At 59.3% G+C, this 17775-nt stretch carries 18 protein-coding genes; 13 read left to right on the top strand and 5 right to left on the bottom strand.

The window, feature by feature from the left end:
* Positions 1 to 528 precede the first annotated feature (528 nt).
* Together AC1DTN_RS27330 and AC1DTN_RS27325 are read left to right on the top strand one after the other, a co-directional pair.
* A complete protein-coding gene (locus AC1DTN_RS27330; protein ID WP_477923399.1) occupies positions 529 to 1011 on the top strand; it encodes a hypothetical protein in 483 nt (160 codons plus the stop codon).
* Between the two features lie 61 nt (positions 1012 to 1072).
* Positions 1073 to 1276 (top strand): cold-shock protein, encoded by a 204-nt coding sequence (locus AC1DTN_RS27325; RefSeq protein WP_113184684.1) that lies wholly within the window; start codon positions 1073 to 1075, stop codon positions 1274 to 1276.
* Between the two features lie 145 nt (positions 1277 to 1421).
* Here AC1DTN_RS27325 and AC1DTN_RS27320 read toward each other — a convergent pair whose 3' ends face one another.
* The 4 genes from AC1DTN_RS27320 to repA form a co-directional block, all read right to left on the bottom strand.
* Positions 1422 to 1688 (bottom strand): DUF2934 domain-containing protein, encoded by a 267-nt coding sequence (locus AC1DTN_RS27320; RefSeq protein WP_477923397.1) that lies wholly within the window; start codon positions 1686 to 1688, stop codon positions 1422 to 1424.
* Positions 1689 to 2215: 527 nt separating this feature from the next.
* The gene (repC, locus tag AC1DTN_RS27315; RefSeq protein WP_477923394.1) at positions 2216 to 3436 is read right to left on the bottom strand and encodes a plasmid replication protein RepC; all 1221 of its coding nucleotides are present in this window, start codon (positions 3434 to 3436) and stop codon (positions 2216 to 2218) included.
* 157 nt (positions 3437 to 3593) lie between these two features.
* Positions 3594 to 4571, bottom strand: a complete 978-nt coding sequence (gene repB, locus AC1DTN_RS27310) for a plasmid partitioning protein RepB (protein ID WP_477923393.1) — start codon at positions 4569 to 4571, stop codon at positions 3594 to 3596.
* A gap of 71 nt (positions 4572 to 4642) precedes the next feature.
* Complete coding sequence (repA, locus tag AC1DTN_RS27305) at positions 4643 to 5851, bottom strand: plasmid partitioning protein RepA (protein WP_113325036.1); 1209 nt, start codon at positions 5849 to 5851, stop codon at positions 4643 to 4645.
* Positions 5852 to 6177: 326 nt separating this feature from the next.
* On the opposite strand from repA, the gene AC1DTN_RS27300 reads away from it, so the two are divergent.
* From AC1DTN_RS27300 to trbI, 11 genes are read left to right on the top strand one after another with little or no spacing between them, the layout of a single operon-like run.
* Positions 6178 to 6840 (top strand): acyl-homoserine-lactone synthase, encoded by a 663-nt coding sequence (locus AC1DTN_RS27300; RefSeq protein ID WP_477923390.1) that lies wholly within the window; start codon positions 6178 to 6180, stop codon positions 6838 to 6840.
* 9 nt (positions 6841 to 6849) lie between these two features.
* Positions 6850 to 7809 (top strand): P-type conjugative transfer ATPase TrbB, encoded by a 960-nt coding sequence (gene trbB / locus AC1DTN_RS27295; protein ID WP_113325034.1) that lies wholly within the window; start codon positions 6850 to 6852, stop codon positions 7807 to 7809.
* A complete protein-coding gene (locus tag AC1DTN_RS27290; RefSeq protein WP_477923389.1) occupies positions 7799 to 8164 on the top strand; it encodes a TrbC/VirB2 family protein in 366 nt (121 codons plus the stop codon). Before trbB ends, AC1DTN_RS27290 begins: the two co-directional genes overlap by 11 nt.
* On the top strand, positions 8164 to 8463 hold the full coding sequence (locus tag AC1DTN_RS27285) for a conjugal transfer protein TrbD (RefSeq protein WP_477923438.1): 300 nt from the start codon (positions 8164 to 8166) through the stop codon (positions 8461 to 8463). Before AC1DTN_RS27290 ends, AC1DTN_RS27285 begins: the two co-directional genes overlap by 1 nt.
* Before the next feature lie 7 nt (positions 8464 to 8470).
* A complete protein-coding gene (locus AC1DTN_RS27280; protein WP_477923387.1) occupies positions 8471 to 10900 on the top strand; it encodes a conjugal transfer protein TrbE in 2430 nt (809 codons plus the stop codon).
* Positions 10887 to 11681, top strand: coding sequence for a P-type conjugative transfer protein TrbJ (trbJ, locus tag AC1DTN_RS27275; RefSeq protein ID WP_477923385.1), 795 nt, complete (start codon positions 10887 to 10889; stop codon positions 11679 to 11681). The genes AC1DTN_RS27280 and trbJ overlap by 14 nt, the downstream gene beginning before the upstream one ends.
* 56 nt (positions 11682 to 11737) lie before the next feature.
* A complete protein-coding gene (gene trbL, locus AC1DTN_RS27270; protein ID WP_477923383.1) occupies positions 11738 to 12904 on the top strand; it encodes a P-type conjugative transfer protein TrbL in 1167 nt (388 codons plus the stop codon).
* Positions 12905 to 12915: 11 nt separating this feature from the next.
* Positions 12916 to 13572 carry a conjugal transfer protein TrbF gene (gene trbF, locus AC1DTN_RS27265; protein ID WP_113184696.1) on the top strand — a complete coding sequence of 219 codons (657 nt, stop codon included), beginning with the start codon at positions 12916 to 12918 and terminating at the stop codon, positions 13570 to 13572.
* A gap of 14 nt (positions 13573 to 13586) precedes the next feature.
* A complete protein-coding gene (gene trbG / locus AC1DTN_RS27260) occupies positions 13587 to 14417 on the top strand; it encodes a P-type conjugative transfer protein TrbG (protein WP_113325028.1) in 831 nt (276 codons plus the stop codon).
* A gap of 1 nt (position 14418) precedes the next feature.
* The gene (locus AC1DTN_RS27255; RefSeq protein WP_477923380.1) at positions 14419 to 14850 is read left to right on the top strand and encodes a conjugal transfer protein TrbH; all 432 of its coding nucleotides are present in this window, start codon (positions 14419 to 14421) and stop codon (positions 14848 to 14850) included.
* Positions 14851 to 14861: 11 nt separating this feature from the next.
* Positions 14862 to 16151, top strand: coding sequence for an IncP-type conjugal transfer protein TrbI (gene trbI / locus AC1DTN_RS27250; protein WP_477923378.1), 1290 nt, complete (start codon positions 14862 to 14864; stop codon positions 16149 to 16151).
* Between the two features lie 1182 nt (positions 16152 to 17333).
* Here trbI and AC1DTN_RS27245 read toward each other — a convergent pair.
* Entirely contained in the window at positions 17334 to 17723 is a 390-nt protein-coding gene (locus AC1DTN_RS27245; RefSeq protein ID WP_162748140.1) for a hypothetical protein, read from the bottom strand.
* Between the last annotated feature and the right edge of the window lie 52 nt (positions 17724 to 17775).

Raw genomic sequence — 17775 nt, 5'->3', positions numbered from 1 at the left:
AACGGAAAGTCAGACTGTTTTCAGACCCTGTTAGCGTAAAATCTACCCAGGCCTGCACTTCAGCAGGCCGTGCAGCCGGCGGGGTGTTGGGTAGGTGTGATTTTTGCGTGTTGCAGTCTGGGCCCAGGTTCTCAGGTACAGATCCCTGTTGGCAAACGAGGGTATATCGTTTGAGAAGCGACTGGGGTGGCGCTCGACTTCGGCTCAAGACGCGGTGGCTGACGTGTGCTGCATTTTTCTGCGGCCGAGAACGCTCGCACGGATCTGCTCCTGCTCCTGCTTTTGTCGTTCCTGCCGTCGAGGAGGGGGAGGGTGAAGACGGTTCTGAGTTTCGCTCACCGCCTGTTGCCTTGCTTTAGACTTAGAAAACGGTTCGGCGCTGTCATGCGATCTTCTTCTCAGGCTCCAGCGGCCTACCCTCGGCTTCCAAGTCTATTTCTGCGACGCCTTCCGCCTTGAGACGGGAATAAAGCTTGAAGCTGGCTCTCCCTCAGCGCGTCCGCTCTCAAAGGCTGATGAGTCGCTACCGTGCGCCTGACTACCCGTCGCTGGTTCGGCATTGAGATCGTCGAGACCGGGATCCATTTCCGAGGCTTCGATATGCACGACATCCGTATTCGAAAAGATTTCCAGTCAAATAAACTCGGCGCTGACGGTGGCTCATGGGCACGCTCCGTTTTCGTCAAATCCAGGTTTCAAGAACGCCATGCCATAGGCATAGGCGGCCGGCTACTACTACGTTCGGCCAGGCGCAGCGGTCAGGCGGCGCGATTGTTTTCGAAGGAGGGTATAACGCCGCCTTCGCTGCTCTGGCGGAATCTGAAGAGACTAAAATGCGATTATCCGCTGGAGCGTTGGGTTATAGAGAAGGTGGCTATAATTCGTGTCCTGGAATTTCTCACAGGCAGTTCGCCTGATTTCTTCTACGACATCGTTCCAATCGCGTGGGACAACGTAGCCGCGCGGACGCGCCATTTGACGACGCCGCCCCGAAGGCACGGCGTGGGTTGATCTGGCAGAATGTGAAGGCTAGGCTGCCGCTCCACAGCAAGTGCAAACACACGAGGATGTCATGCCGACTGGCAAGGTTAAGTTTTTCAATCAGGACAAGGGCTTCGGCTTCATCACGCCGGAAAGCGGAGGACCCGATGTCTTCGTCCATGTCTCCGCGCTCCAATATGGCGACGCATTGAAGGAAGGTCAGAGCGTCTCCTACGATCTCGGCCAGGATCGGAAGACCGGCAAGTCGAAGGCGGAAAACGTCAGACCACTCTGATCTGCACGAGAGATATATTATCGCAAGACACAACTGATCGCGGGGGGCCCACCAAGGCGTCCCGTTTTTCTAAGACCTATAGGCCTGGCGACCGAACTGCCGCTCGCACTCAAACCCGTCAGTGGTTGGTGACGCTCGCGACAGGCTAGGCAGCTTTCGGCGGAGGGTTTGTCGTTTGAACCCTCTGGGCGCCGCCTTTGGATCTGCTTGCGACCTTTGGCTTTACTGCCTTGTCGGCGCTGGTGGCCTTCTTCGCGCGCGGCTTCTTGGCCGGCTTGCTGGTGGCGTCAGCACTCGCGGCGATTTCCTGAAATGCCTGAAGCCAGTGCCTCATATCCTCGCCATGAGGCCGGCCTTCCCGCTCCCAGATCTCATAGGCGCGCCGTCTGATACGGTCTTCCTCGACTGACATCGTCGTCCTCCACTTGCTCATCCTGTCCGGATGAGACAGATGGCACTGCAGCCCGCGGTGACAACGGCGCCAATGGTTTTCTCGGCTCGGCCGCCATCACGAAATCGCGATTTTCGGCTCCATCCTGACGTTTGCTCCGACCCTATGTCGGTCAACCCCCTCCCTTCCTCAGGTCTCGGCCCGCCTTGGGCGAGCTCGATCGTTTCAGGCATGGTTAACCATGTTTGCGAAGCACATGGCTTTTGGAGAATTCCAGGTGACCGCCGGTCGACGACCGAAGCTCGAAAAGTAGGCTGATCCCCATGCCCTTTCGGCCTGCCCAGGCACTCTGGTCATTGGGAACTCCTGACTGGCTTGCGCATTATCGTGCTGCTGCAACAAGGACAGTCTCATGGACCATCAGACGCTACTCGCAACCACTTTCGCCTTCGCATCCTTCGCGCTTGTCTGGTGGCAAACGAGAGCCTGATGGCTCACACCTGGCGGCGGAAAGGTCGCTGGCCGTCCATCACTGCGGCCGGACCGTCCTAGCCTTTCCCGGCATGCCTGCTCGCGCTGCCATTGCTGCGATAAAGCGCCATCAGCATCGGTCCAAGCGAGAATTCACCGCGTGCAGTCTTCGCCGTCAGATCCCTGAGATAGCCACCCGCCGAATTTATGTGCCCGGCCCGTTCCAAAATACAGGCAATCGCGACGGCGGCATTCTCCGCCCCCATGACCTCGCAGGCCTCCTGATAGGCCGACGGGCTGACACCCAGCATCGAGCGGACGGTGATCGCAGCACTCATCAATTCGCGCCAGCTGCCGATGCTTCCACCCTGGCCATAGTCGGCAATCGCCGGGCAAGCCTGCAGGACCATGCCCAAAGGGAATGCCTTTATCGGTTCGGCAACCGGCCTGATCTTGTAACCCGGCTTTTCGCCCTGCTCTTTTTCGGAGCGAGGTTCAAGTTCATTGATAGATTCGGTATGTGAATTCTGTATGTGACGTTCAAAATGGACATCATTGCCGTCTGAATTTTGATGATTTTGCTGGAAATCCAGCTGGTTGATGACTTCTTCGTGCAGCATCTCCATCTCTTCAAGGATCGGGGCGATGTCTGCAATGGCGGGCGTGCGTGGAATCCGCGCGAGAAGTGCCACGAACTGGCTCTCGATGTAGCTCCAATTCCCCGGGGCGCCCTCTGCCATCGCTGCGGAGATCAGCTTGCGAATATCGCGCCGGCAGAGCGAAAGGTTCTCCTTGACGATCTGGAAACGTCGGCGCTCGGCCGCCACGCTTTGGGCAAGTGAAGCCAGTTCCTCCGATCGGGAGAGCAGCGGCGCAACGGAGAAGCCGAAGACCTGTTTTAGTTCGCCTGCTCCGTCACGGCGTGCGTAGCGCTTGCCGTTTGGGCTATCCTTGCGCACGATCAGTCCGGCATCGACGAGCGCGGCCAAGTGGCGGCGCAGCGTCGTGCCGGCAATGCCATGGGCGCGCACGCTGAGCTGCGCATTCGACGGGAATACGACGAGACCGATCTCCTCGGAAAGCTCATTGCTTGGCAGGAAGGTCAGGAGCGCGTCAAGGACGGCGAGCGCGCGATCCTGGACATCAAGCAGCGAACGGGCCTCGCAGACGTCGCGAAACACCTTCCATTTGTCGACCGACTTGCCTGGTTTGATCGTAGCAGCGTCCAGCTGCCCTTTCACCAAGGCAAGCGACATCGGCCGCCGCCCAAAGGGCGTCGTTACCTTATGCGTTTGCATTTTTCTCTCACCTTCTGTCGGGCAAAAGAAATCCGCTCACCAAAATTCGGTGCCAAAGACTCTTGACTGTGATTCGGGGAAGTGCGATTCTCTGGGTGCTTAGATCAGAGGAAGGCTTCCACGACGGCAACGTTTGGGGGCCTTTTTCTTTTGCGGTTCAGTCTCCTTTGTTTCCCTCCTCGGCGAGGAACTGCTCATAGAGCGCGTCCAGCCGGTTGGAGAGGAATTCACCGAAACGGCCGGCATTCTTTGCCTTCATCGACATCGAAAACGCCTTGCCGGTATTCTTGATCTCGGCCTGCACCGCCTTGTCGCGCGGCTGCCAGGTCGCCTTGCCAGCTCCCGCCTCGACCTTTCGGACGGGCCTGGCCGATTTGTTGAGGGCACCGTAAAGCCGCGAGAATCGCTCGTCGGATGGCAATTCGCCAAAACCGGACGACTGCAGGACCTCGGAGACCTTCGCCTCATTGGAGGCCTTGCCGACGAGAAGAGACAGCTCGAGCCAACGTTCGCGTCCGACGCCCGGAGCAGAACCCAGCTGCTGGATCGTCGAAGCCGAGATCCGTTCGGTCACCGACATCATCTTGGAGATCGATGCAGCATTGGCGGCAAGGGCCGCTGCAATCACATCTCGATCGTAACCGAGATCCTCCAGCCGGCGGGCAAACAGCGCGCGCTCGATGAAGGTGAGGTTGGCGCGGGCGGAATTTTCCTGACCCTGGGCAATGACATGGGTACGGTCGTCGATCGGCTTGACGACAGCCCTGACTTTGCGTCCGAGCTCGCGCGCAGCCCTGAGGCGCCGATGGCCGAAGACGACCTGATAACGACCTTCTGCCGACCTGTGGGGGCGCACCAGAATAGGGGTATCCTGACCGCGAACGCGGATTGCTTCTTTGAGGTCATCGAACTCGGCATCGTCCTCCGAGATCCGGTCCTGGACGAAGGAGGCATCGACCTGATCCGGATCGAGCTCGAAGATCGCCTCGCCCTCCAAAAACTTGTCGGCCTGCTTTGCCAAATCGTCCAGAGAACGCACCAGCGACTTGCCGGCGCCGCGCATCGGGTAGTTTGTGACAGTTGGCGGATCATTCGGGAGATCGACCAGGCCCTGAAGCAGGTTCTTGCGCGCCATCTCAATGCCTCCAATCGGCAACTAGCGAATTGAATTTGCGAGCGAAATCCTCGTTTTTGTCAGCTGACAAATCAGCGCCCCCATGATTGATGCACGAGAGCGGCGATTTCAGCGTTGACGGCATCCAGAGATTCCACGGCTCGATCATAGGTTCCTCGGTTCATCGAAGCCCGCTCGACCTCATAAAGCGTCTGCTTGGTAATGCCGGCATCGGAGACCGCGGTCGACTTCAGCATCTGATGTTTCAGCATGAACTCGTGAAACATGGTCTGCATGAAACCCACCATCTGCGCCTGGGGCACGTCGGTCGGCTCATAGCGGGTGATCAGATATCGGTACCAGGACAGATTGACCTCGGCGCCTGCGGCCCGGATCGGTTTGAGAATGCCGCCGAGCATCAGCAGGAACTGCCCCATAGACATGACATCGAGCATCTGCGGGTGGATGGTGATCATGACGCTCGTTGCCGCCGTCAGCGCTGTCAGCGTCAGGTAGCCGAGTTGAGGGGGGCAATCGACCACGACGACATCGTATCTGTCATCCACTTCGGCAAGCGCCCGTGAGATGCGGGTGAAGAAGGTCTTGCCCTCATTCGACGACTTGTCGGCCATTGCAAGCGGCGTGTCGTACTCATATTCCTGCAGGTCGAGATTGGCAGGCACGATATCGAGACCGGGGAAGTTCGTCTGCCGGATGATATCGGACAAAGGCATCTTGTTGCCATCGTAGCGAATGGCGTCATAAATCGATGATATCTGATCGAGTTCCGGCTGAAAGCCATGCAGCGAAGACATCGAGGCCTGCGGGTCGAGGTCGACGGCAAGCACGCGATGACCCGTCAACGCTAGATATTGCGCCAGGTGGGCGGCCGTCGTGGTTTTGCCAGAGCCGCCCTTGAAGTTCACTACAGCAATCACCTGCAGCTTCTCCCCGGGGCGCCGATGCGGGACAAACATCCGGCTCTCGGATCGTCCATGCGCGTCGAGATACTGCCTAAGTTCGAGCATCTGCTCGGCCGTATAGGAGCGACGGCCCGAAGAGGACGTCTGCGGGGAGGGGCCTTTTCCCTCGAGATGCAGCTTCTTCAAGGTGCTTTGCGAGACGCCGACATAATTGGCGACTTCGGCGAGCGAAAAGCTTCGCAGAGTCTTCTTGGCGTTCGGCGGAAATCGCTGCACGCTCAGAAGATGGAGCTTCTGTGAGATCAGATCGCCCTGTTCGAGGATCTGATCCTCAAAGTTCATGGGCCTGCTCACGGAAGGCTTCGAATTAGCGTTCATCACGATCGATCGTCCAGATAACGATTTTGAGGCTAAAAACCCGTTTGAACCGTTATTATGGCCGATTCTATCGTGGCGGCAAGGCGATTAGGGTTACCAGGTTGTGAATCAAACTTCAGCCATTGATGGCACCCAGCAATTTCAGGCGGGCGATTCATTCACCTTTCCAGTAACTTAACCTTGATGCCCGTTGAAAGCCATAGTGAAATTTAGCTCACCACATGTGGCAGGATAAAAAGCCCGTTTTCGTCGGATCGGGCAACAGTGCTGCGACTCACTCCCCCTCGCATGTGAGGGTCTGACATTCACCGCCGATCGTGATCTCAATGCCTTGTCTCAACTGGCACGGAGGATCGAGTATGTATGTGAGGGCGATAGGACCGGATGACGCAGCATCACAGTCATCTCTTCTCGACAGTATGTTCCGTCTCAGAGCCCGGGTCTTCCACGCGCGGCTCGGTTGGCAGGTCAAGGTCGAGGAGGGGAGGGAACACGACCTCTTTGACACACTCGGCCCTGTCTATATCGTGGTCGCCGACGATGGAAACGCCGCGATTGCTTCGGCGCGTCTCCTTCCGGCCGTAGGACCGACGATGCTCGCCGACGTCTTCTCGACGCTTCTGGGCGGCAAGCCGTTTCCCGCTCATGCAAGGATGGTCGAGAGCTCCCGCTTCTGCGTCGACACGCACGCGGATGCCGAGACATGTGGTCGTTTCGGATTGAACGGCGCGACGGTCTTCCTGTTTGCCGGTATCCTTGAGTGGTGTCTGATCAGTGGTGTCAGCGAGATCGCCACCGTGACTGATATCCGGTTCGAACGTATCCTGAAGCGAGCTTCCTGGCCGCTTGCGCGCTACGGCGAACCGCAATTGATCGGCGACGTGCGAAGCGTTGCCGGAAGCCTGCCGGTGACGCGGTCGCATTTCGAGGCGATAAGGCCTCCATCCTATCGATCGGTATTTTCCGCGAGCCTTTGCAACGCGGCCTAGGCGCTTTGGATGGAAACCCGCTCCTTATCGCGGCTGGTCCGCAAGCTCGAAGATGCGCTCGGCCCCGTCGTCTGCCGCGCGCTCGCCGATCCAATGGTGAGCGAGATCATGCTCAACCCGGACGGACATTTATTCATCGAGCGGCTCGGCGAGGGCATCGCCGCCGTGGGTATCATGGAACAGGGTGCGGCCGAGATCGTCATTGGCGCCGTCGCCCATATGCTGAATTCGCAGGTCGACACGACGCGGCCGATCGTCTCGGGCGAACTGCCGGTCGGCGGACATCGCTTCGAGGGAATCCTGCCGCCAGTCGTGACCGCGCCTGCCTTCTCGATCCGCAGGCGAGGCTCCCGGCTGATCGGTCTGGACGACTACGTCAGTTCGGGCGCAATGACCGCCTGGCAAGCGCGTAGCCTGCGCGAGGCCGTCCGGTCGAGGCGCAACATCGTCGTTTCCGGCGGCACCGGCTCCGGCAAGACGACGCTTGCCAATGCGGTCATCGCCGAGATCGCGACAAGTGCACCGGGCGATCGCCTCGTCATTCTCGAGGACACGTGCGAACTCCAGTGCGTCGCCGCAAACGCGTTGTCGCTGCACACCAGCGATCATGTCGACATGGCAAGGCTCCTCAAAAGCACGATGCGCCTGCGACCCGACCGCATCATCGTCGGAGAAGTGCGCGATGGGGCAGCCCTCACTCTTTTGAAGGCATGGAATACCGGCCATCCAGGCGGCGTTACCACGCTTCATGCCAATACGGCATGTTCGGCCCTTCAGCGCCTCGAACAGCTCACCGCCGAAGTCAGTCGCCAGCCCATGCAGGCTGTGATCGGCGACGCAGTCGACCTGGTCGTCTCGATCGAACGGACACCGACCGGCCGACGCATCAAGGATCTTCTGCACGTAAAGGGCTTTGCCGACGATCACTACCATATCGATTTCAATCCGGAGGAACGACATGCAGCTTAGGACCCGCGCCTACCTCATCGTACCGGCATTTCTCGTCCTCCTAGCCGTCGGCCAGCCGGCCTTGGCGGGATCGGCAGGCGGCCTGCCCTGGGAGGCGCCGCTCGAGCAAATCCAGCAATCGATCACCGGGCCGGTTGCCGGTTTTATCGCGCTTGCCGCTGTCGCAGTTGCCGGCGGCATGCTGATCTTCGGCGGAGAACTTAACGATTTCGCGCGGCGCCTCATGTATGTCGTCCTCGTAGCCGGCGTCCTGTTGGGCGCGACCCAGATCGTCGGCCTTTTCAATGCGACCGGCGCTTCGATCGGGTTTTCGCAGGACAAGCCTTTCCAACAGGGCAGGGGAGGGGAGGCGTGATGACGGCACCCATTTCAGGCCTGCAGGCGAACCGCATCCATCGCGCGCTGTCGAGGCCGAACCTCTTGATGGGCGCCGACCGCGAACTGGTCCTTATCGCCGGGCTCGCGGCGATCATCCTCATCTTCGTCGTCCTGACAGTCTATTCGATTCTGATCGGGATCACGATCTGGATCGCCCTCGTCGGCCTGCTGCGGCAAATGGCAAAGGCCGACCCGATGATGCGCAAGGTGTATTTACGCCATCTCCGCTACCGACCCCATTACCGGGCGACGTCGACGCCCTGGCGCCGAGGGTGAGGCGACCATGGTAGATCTTCGCTTTTACCGCCACGCTGGACCATCCTTTGCCGATCTGCTTCCTTATGCAGGTCTCGTCGACGAGGGCGTCCTTCTCCTAAAGGACGGATCATTGATGGCAGGCTGGTATTTTGCCGGGCCGGACTCCGAAAGTTCGACCGATGCCGAGCGCAACGACGTGGCACACCAGATCAATCATGTTCTGGCGCGTCTTGGATCAGGCTGGATGATCCAGGTCGAGGCGGTCCGTGTGCAGACCGCCAACTATGCTGCACCAGAGCGCTCGCATTTTCCCGATCGCGTGACGCGTGCGATTGATGAGGAGCGAAGGCGCCATTTCGAAGCAGAACGCAATCACTTCGAAAGCCATCATGCCATCGTCCTCACCTATAAGGCGCTCGAGCCCCGCCGATCGGTCCTCAGCAAATATATCTATTCCGACGCCGACAGCCGAAAACAGAGCCACGCCGACGTCGCGCTGACATACTTCAACCGAGCCGTCCGCGAGATCGAGCAATATCTGGCAAGCAGCCTGTCGATCCGCAGAATGCGGACACGTCGACCATCGACATCTGAGCGGAGCCAGGCCCGCTACGATGAACTTCTGCAATTTGTCCGTTTCTGCATGACGGGCGACAATCACCCCGTCCGGCTGCCAGATATACCCATGTATCTGGACTGCATCATAACGGCCGAACTCCAGCACGGTCTGACGCCCAAGATCGACAATCGCTTCGTGTCCGTCGTTGCAATCGACGGACTGCCGGCGGAAAGCTGGCCAGGCATCCTCAACCGCCTCGATTTGATGCCTCTTAGCTATCGCTGGTCATCCCGCTTCATCTTTCTCGACGCCGAAGAAGCAAGAGACAGGCTGGAGCGAACCAGAAAAAAGTGGCAGCAGAAGGTGAGGCCATTCTTTGACCAGCTGTTCCAGACACAGAGCCGTGCTGTCGACCAGCACGCCCTCTCGATGGTTGCGGAGGTGGAAGATGCGATCGCCGAGGCCTCATCCGAGCTGGTATCCTACGGCTATTACACCCCCGTCATCCTGCTTTTCGATGAGGAGCAGGATCGCCTGGAAGGCCATTCAGAAGTGGTGCGCCGCCTGATCCAGGCCGAAGGCTTCGGAGCCCGGATCGAAACGCTCAATGCAACGGAGGCCTATCTCGRCAGTCTGCCTGGCAATTGGTACTGCAATGTGCGCGAGCCGCTGATCACAACCCGTAACCTGTCCGACCTCGTACCGCTGAATTCAGTCTGGACGGGAAGCGCCACCGCACCCTGTCCTTTCTATGAACCGGATGCACCCCCGCTCATGCAGGTGGCGTCCGGTTCGACGCCATTTCACCTCAACCTTCACGTCGATGACGTGGGGCACACGTTAATCTTCGGTCCGACAGGCTCTGGCAAGTCGACGCTTCTTGCGCTGATCGCAGCCCAGTTTCTTCGCTACAGGGAAGCGCAGCTTTTCGTCTTCGACAAGGGCTCGTCGATGCTGCCGCTGACACTTGCTGCGGGTGGCGATCACTACGAAATTGGTGGAGAAGAGGCAAAGGAGCTCTCGTTCTGCCCGCTCGCTTCGCTTTCCAGCGAGACCGATCGCGCCTGGGCAGCCGAATGGATCGAAACGCTGGTCGGCCTGCAGGGCATCAGGGTCACGCCGGATCATCGCAACGCCATTTCAAGACAGGTCGCACTGATGGCTCATTCACCGGGCCGTTCGCTCTCGGATTTCGTTAGCGGTGTGCAGATACGTGATCTGAAAGAGGCGCTTCGGCATTTCACGGTGGACGGACCGATGGGCCAACTTATCGACGCCGAAAGTGACGGTCTGACGCTCGGGCGTTTCCAGACATTCGAGATCGAACACTTGATGATGATGGGCGAGCGCACGCTGCTGCCGGTTCTGACCTATCTGTTCCGGCGTATCGAAAAGCGGCTGACCGGTGCCCCAAGCCTCATCATTCTCGACGAGGCCTGGCTGGTGCTTGGCCATCCGGTTTTCCGGGAAAAGATCCGCGAGTGGCTGAAGGTCCTTCGCAAGGCCAACTGCGTCGTCGTCCTTGCCACGCAATCGATCTCGGACGCCGAGCGCTCCGGCATTGTCGACGTCTTGAAGGAGAGTTGTCCGACAAAGATCTTTCTGCCCAACGGGTCGGCCCGCCAACAGGGGGCGCGGGAATTCTACGAGCGGATCGGATTCAACGACCGCCAGATCGAAATCGTCGCCACTGCGATTCCGAAGCGGGACTATTATGTCGTCTCCCCGGAAGGCAGGCGCCTGTTCGACATGGCGCTCGGCCCGCTGGCGCTCTCTTTCGTTGGCGCGTCGAGCAAGGAGGATCTGAAGCGTATCCGGTCGCTCAGCAGAGAAGTCGCAAGCGAATGGCCGCAAACCTGGCTCAAAGAGAGAGGGGTGACCAATGGTGCGATCTAGATCCCGATACCTTGCAATCACAATTGCCATCTCAGCCGCAGCCGTTCGCCCCCATCCTGCGATCGCCGGCGCGGCTACGGGTGCAGCGACCGAATTCACGCAACTGGCAAACAATGGCGAGCTCATCAAGCTGCTCGAAAGTTCTGGCATTCAGGTCGACAACCAGCTGACCCAGATCACTCAACTCGCCGAGCAGATCCAGAACCAACTGAATATCTATCAGAACATGCTGCAGAACACGGCACAGCTCCCCGCCCATATCTGGGGCGAGGTAGCCGGTGATCTCAATGACCTGAGATCGATCGTCTCTCAGGGCCAAGCCATCGCATTTTCCATGAGCAATGCCGATGATGTGCTGGGTCAGCGCTTTTCGAGCTATGCGGCGCTGAGGTCGCACCTTCCGGAGGGCGACAGTTTCTCGTCCACGTATCAGACCTGGTCGGACACCAACCGAGACACGATTGCCGGGACGCTTCGCGCAGCTGGTCTGACGGCCAGGCAATTCGAAAGCGAGGAGGCGACGATGGAAACGATACGGGCCATGTCGGTCGGTGCGGACGGCCAGATGAAGGCGCTCCAGGTCGGCCATGAGATTGCCGCCCAACAGGTCTCCCAAATGCAAAAGCTGCGTGGCCTCGTCGCCCAGCAGATGACGATGATGGGAACCTGGCTCCAGACAAATCAGACCGACCGGGACCTCGCCCAGGCCCGGCGGGAACAGTTTTTCCGCGCGACGATTCCGCCCATGACGGGCGGCCGGACGATGGAGCCGCGGTGGTGATCAACAGCACGACAGTGGGGGCGTTTCGAGGCAACAGCGGGCGAGGTAAAGTCGTGATGTTGGCAAGACGTGCCGGGCTGGCGGCGATCTTCATGCTGATCCTGGTCATTCCTGCTCATGCGCAGGAGGGCTCATTGATCAACTCGCTGCAGGACGAGATCAATAACGCGGCTCGAGGCTGGGAGCAGACCGTCTCGAACGCTGCCCGATCACTCTTCTGGATCCTGGCCTCGATCGAAATCGGCCTCGCCGCGATCTGGCTCGCCCTGCAGGCGCCATCGCTTCAAGAATGGTTCGCCGAGCTTGCGCGGCGCATCATGTTCATCGGCTTTTTCGCTCTCGTTCTCGACAAGGGTCCGGGCTTTGCGAAAGCGGTCGTCGACAGTCTTTTCCAGGTCGGTGCATCCGGGGGCGACGCATCTCCGACCGATATCTTCAACGCCGGTCTGACGGTGGCGGCCAAGATGGCCGAGAAGATCCGTTTTGGCCTTCTGGAAGACAATCTGCTCGCGGTCTGTGCTGCATTCGCTACGATCGTGACGGTCATTGCCTTTTCCCTCGTCGCGGCCATTTTCGTTTCGGTCATGGCCGAAATGTATATTGGACTTCTCGCCGGCATGATCATGCTCGGCCTTGGAGGGTCGTCCTTTACCAAGGACTTCGCCGTCAAATATCTGGTCTATGCCTTCAGCGTCGGAATGAAGCTGATGGCGCTCGTCATGATCGCTCGCATCGGATCCGAGGTTCTCATCGGCCTTGCGAACAGGCCTGAAATCGGCGAGCAATTCCAGACCCTGCTGGCAATCGCCGGCATCGCGATCGTGGTCTTCATCATCGCGACTTACGTCCCCAACATTATTCAGGGCGTCATTCAAGGCGTATCGGTGGCCAGCGGCACTGAGGTCATCTCCCATGGTGGGCAGGCCGCGTCTTCCGCCCTCGGCGCAACCTTTCTTGCGGCGGGCATGGCGTCCGCCGCCTTGTCGGGCGCAAGATCCGCACGGGCAGGCGGGGCCTCGATGGCCGGTGCGGTGCTGCGCGGCATGGCCGAAGGCGTAGGCGCGGCCGGCGCGGCGTCCGCATCTGCAATGAAGGACAAGGCGATCGGGGCACCCGGAGCACATGCCAGTTCGCTGCTCGGCCTTGCAAATGCCAAGCTCGATCAGGGTCGGTCCCCGCCAGCCAAACGTTCATCGCCATCAGGCCAGCCGGGCAAACAGTAGGAGCCGATGAAATGTCGAGCCACGTGGAGAACCCTTATCTCGCTGCCCGTATCGAGTGGAATGAACGCTACGGCTCCTACGTCAGAGCAGCGGCTGCCTGGCGCATCGTTGCGATCCTCGCCTTGTCGATCGCAATCATTGGATTCGGTTATGCGCTCTATCTGAGCGCCCAGGTCAAGCTCGTGCCCTATATTGTGGAGGTGGACAGGCTGGGCACACCGGTGTCGGCGGGATTTCCCGAACATATAGAATATGCCGATGCGCGGGTCGTGCGTGCCACGCTTGGTGGCTTCGTATCGAGCTTCCGATCGGTGACGCCGGATGCCGTCGTGCAGAAGCAGTATATCGACCACACCTACGCCCTACTCAGGACCTCGGATCCCTCGACAGAGAAAATCAACGCCTGGTTTCGTAGCAATTCTCCATTCGAGAAGGCCCGGCTCGCGACCGTCGCCGTTGAGGTCAACAATATCGTGGCGCTTTCGAAACAGTCCTATCAGATCGACTGGACCGAATTCGAACGCGATCGGCGCGGCAAGGAAACCGCCACCCGCCGCTTCCGGGCCATCGCCACGGTGACAATCACCGCGCCGCAGGACGAGGCAACAATTCGGCTCAACCCGATCGGGCTTTATCTGAAAGACCTCGACTGGACCGCACAGCTTTAAAACGAGGAAAGCCTATGCAAAACCGCAGGAAACTCTCCGTTGCCTTCTGCTTGGCCATCCTTGCGATCACAGTTGGTGTCGCACAATCGGCAAGCTCTCAGACCATGACGCCGAATGAGGCAAAAGGGACGGGCCTATCGTCCACATGGCGCGACGCCCCAGGTCTCGTCACAAAAGGCGCCGACGGCAAGGTCATCTTCCTCTTCGGCGAAACCCAGCCTTCCGTCGTCTGCTCGCCGCTGCAGGTCTGCGATATCGAACTCGAAGCGGGCGAGGTCGTTCGCGACGTGCTGGTCGGCGACACGGTGCGATGGAAGATAGAGCCTGCGACGTCAGGGGCAGTCGGGGGGCAAGCGATCCATCTGATCGTCAAACCGGCCGAACCCGGGCTTTTGACCTCCATGGTCGTCACCACATCACGGCGCACCTATCACATCCAGCTCAAGTCCCATCCGATCCAATACATGGCACGGGTGGGCTTTTCGTACCCCGAAGATGTTTCCGACAAGCTCGCCGACGTCAATGCCCGCCTCGAAGCCAAAGGTGGACCGGGAGGGGGCGTTTCTGCCGACCAGCTGAACTTCTCCTATACGGTTCGTGGCAACGCGCCATGGAGGCCGACGCGGGTCTATTCGGATGGCCAGAAGACCTACATCCAATTTCCGCCTTCACTCGCCGGACAGGATGCGCCCGTCCTTTTCGTCGTTTCTGGCGGACAAAACCGCATCGTCAACTATCGTATGTCGAACAATTTGATGGTCGTTGACTACAACATCGAGCGCGCCGTGCTTGTCTCCGGGGTCGGCTGGAAGAAACAGCAGGTCACAATCCGGCGGGCGGGCTGACATGCGCCGCGTTCTTCTCGCTTCGCTGGGCTGTTGGCTTGCACTTGCCGGCTGCCAGGCCCCTTCCGGCAGGAGGGATCCACGCGAAGACCTTGCGCCGCTCTCCCTGGGTGCTGCCGCCATGATTGCCGGCGACATGGCAAACCGGTTTTCCGAACAATTCCCTACTGCAGCCGGTACCCTTGCCCTGCCGGACGCCCCCTCGCCCTTTGGCACTGCGCTTGAGGCTTCGCTCAAGGGATCCGGCTACGCCGTCGTGTCAGGTCCTAAACACGACAGCAATGCAATCGCACTTTCCTATGCGCTCGACAGGTCTGAAGAGGGGGTCCTCGCCAGCCTTTCAACGCGGAACCTGCGTATTGCTCGCCTCTACGCCCTGTCGAATTCGGGGGCCGTTCCGACGAGCCCGGTGTCGGTGATGGCGGTCAAATAGGAAAGAAGAGCATGGTCCAGTCCCTACAGCTTGGCGACCCAAGCAGCCTTCAGTCGAAGGCAATCAGGCGGCTCAACAAGCTGCCGGTACTCCTCGTCATAGGCCTTGCCATCGTCTTCTTCGGCGTCATCATCTTCGGTCTCTCCTCCAGGGGCCTTTATCCCAGGCAGACCGAACGGGATGATAGCGCAGGCGTTCCCGCAGCAAATTATGCCGACCAGCTGAAGCGCGGCATTCAAGACGGGATCATCGGCGAGCCTGAGCTGGTCGAGCCGCTCCTGCCCCCTCCGGTCAGTGACAAAGCGCCGAAATCTGTCGAGGACAAGCCTGTTCCAGAAACCCCGCAACCGGCGTTCAGGGGTCCTGTGCCGGAGACCCCTGACGACTTCGAGGCCCGGCTGGTGCGCGAAGGGCGCGAGCGCTATCTGCGCGAGATCCAGCGCCGGAAATTGGCTCGAATGCAGGCTGACGAAGCCGCACGCGCTTCACCTTTGCAGGTCGACATCAGCCAAGCTCGTCTACCCGAAAGATCGGCCGATCCGCCGGCCCGCGACGGTGCAAAGGCATCCGACCCCGTCGACCTCTATCAGGCCGCTCTCCAAGCCGGGCTCGCCGGGCGGGACGCAGATCAAAACAAGCAGGGTTCCAAAGAGGATTTCTTCAATGCCGACATCAAGGCGTTCGGCTACTTACCGAACAAGGTCGTTCCGCAACTGTCGCGCTATGAGCTGAAACGTGGTTCCGTCATTCCGGCAATACTGATCACCGGCATCAATTCCGACCTGCCCGGGCGTATCAGCGCCCAGGTGAGCCAGGCCGTCTATGACAGCGCCACCGGCCATCAACTGCTCATTCCGCAAGGAGCAAAGCTCTTCGGGCGCTATGATTCCAAGGTCGCCTTCGGTCAGGCGCGGGTGCTTGTCGTCTGGACAGACATCATTTTCCCAAATGGATCGACGCTGCAGATCGGGGGAATGGCCGGCACGGATGCGCAGGGCTACGGCGGCTTCGAGGATCGCGTCAACAATCACACGGTCAGGACATTCGCCTCGGCTGCCCTGATCGCCCTCATCGGGACGGGAATAGACGCTTCTATGCCAGAAAGTTCGACGCGGGACACGCAGGATACGGCATCGGATGCAGCGCGGCGCAATTTTGCGGAGAGCTTCGGGCGGGTGGCGGAAAGATCGATCGACAAGGGCCTCAACCTTCAGCCGACCCTTAAAATTCGCCCCGGATACATGTTCAGCGTGCTCGTCGATCAGGACATCGTATTTCCCGGCGCCTATGTGGCCCGTTGATTTCAACCGGCAAGAGCCTCCCGCTGTCCAGCTCTCACAGCTATTGGCATAGCGACATCGCTGCTTCGTTGGTGCCGCAAGGACGCGCACACGCTACAAATTTGTCAGTCGAGCGCATTGACCATGCCGCGGAACGTCGGGATCCGGTGCGGCTGCCGGTGGGCTATTTTGGCGAGAAGCAGCTGCCGAATGAGAATCACGGCCATGCATGGATCTGACGGGCAAAAAGGCGCCCGCCGGAGCGGGCAGGAGTAGAGGGAGTGGAAAATTGGACCGCACAAACGATTCGCTAAAGGCTGGAAGACAAACATGTCGTCAGGCGGTCCATTAGAAAAACCGAAAGTATGAAAGAAAGTTCCAGCTGATCGGCAAAAAATCGATTGCTGGCGAAAGGTCGAGCGCGAAAATGAGAGGTGCGGATGCATCCAGCAAACCAAAAGCCTTGATCCGCGTTACTTCGTCCAGCAACGTCAGCTTGAGCACGAGGATGGTCGCCGGGGGAGGAAAAAAACGCCTAAGGGATCTCGGAGAAGTTCCGTGGGTCGATCGTTTGCGACCGCGGTTCTTCCGGCTTCATCGCCTTGCCCAGGCTCTTCTGGCGTGGCTTGTATTTGCCATCTTGGCGGCGCTCGTTTTTGCCACAGCAACAATAGTGATTTGGTGGCCACGATGAGGAAGGAGTCAGCCGGATCCTGGGCAAGAGACCCTGCCGGTCGCGGCCAGCTCTGTAGGAGTGGTGGGATCGCACGGGTCGACACAGAGGGCAGTAAGGGTGGACAACACCCGCCGCACGATCCCAATGCCCATACTTGGAAAGCGGCCCTTTGTTCCCTCAGTCTAAATTATTGGCCAAAGCCTTGCCCTGCCGACTGGCCCACAGCCAGTTAGGCTGGGTGTGGGCTGTGCTACTGCATCCCTTCGGCCTTTAATCTGCGCACGTGGACCTCCCATGAAAATCGAGGTAAGCACTCACGTTGCTTATTTCGGAATTTGAGGACGCCCGGCAGGAGGCGCCACGTTGTATTGCAGGGACAGCGCCGGACAAAGAGCGTTGCCCCAACATCCCGCGCCTCCTCCAAGGACCAGCGCGAGAGTTTTGGGAGCGGTTCATTTCCGGCATTGCTAGTTCTGCCCGATGGCGTCATCGACAGGCAGAAGTCCGCAAGTCGGAGCCGCCGAATATTACGGCAGATAGCCGCTTTCTTTGACCCGGTCATGCAGCGCCTTGAAAGCTTCGTCAGTGTCGCCATCGAAGGCAAACCACATCGGCTCCTTGATGCCGACCTCGCCGCGGTCGCTAAAAATGCCAACGGCTCGGCCGCCAGCTTCGTCAGCCGAAACCACGAAGGTCCCGACCGGAGCGCATGTTTCCATATCAAAGGCATGGGCAAGGAGGATCTCGAATTGATCAACCCTGTCGCAGCGGGTTTCGATAGCCTGCGACACCGCGGCACGAAGCTTAGGTTCCAGCTCATAAATGCTCAGGGGCGCAGGAGGCGTCCAATAGGTGCCTTGAGGCACCCTATCGAGGTCTGCTTCTTGCCATAACGTATCGTTCGGCAAATTGCTCATCGCCGTCATCCTTCCTTTTGGGTGGTGATGTTCTTATTATGTTCTCATTTTT

The organism is Rhizobium sp. 01T444 (genome assembly GCF_056398305.1).
The sequence above is the reverse complement of the archived record's forward strand: the minus strand, read 5'-3'. Positions and strand labels throughout refer to the sequence as shown.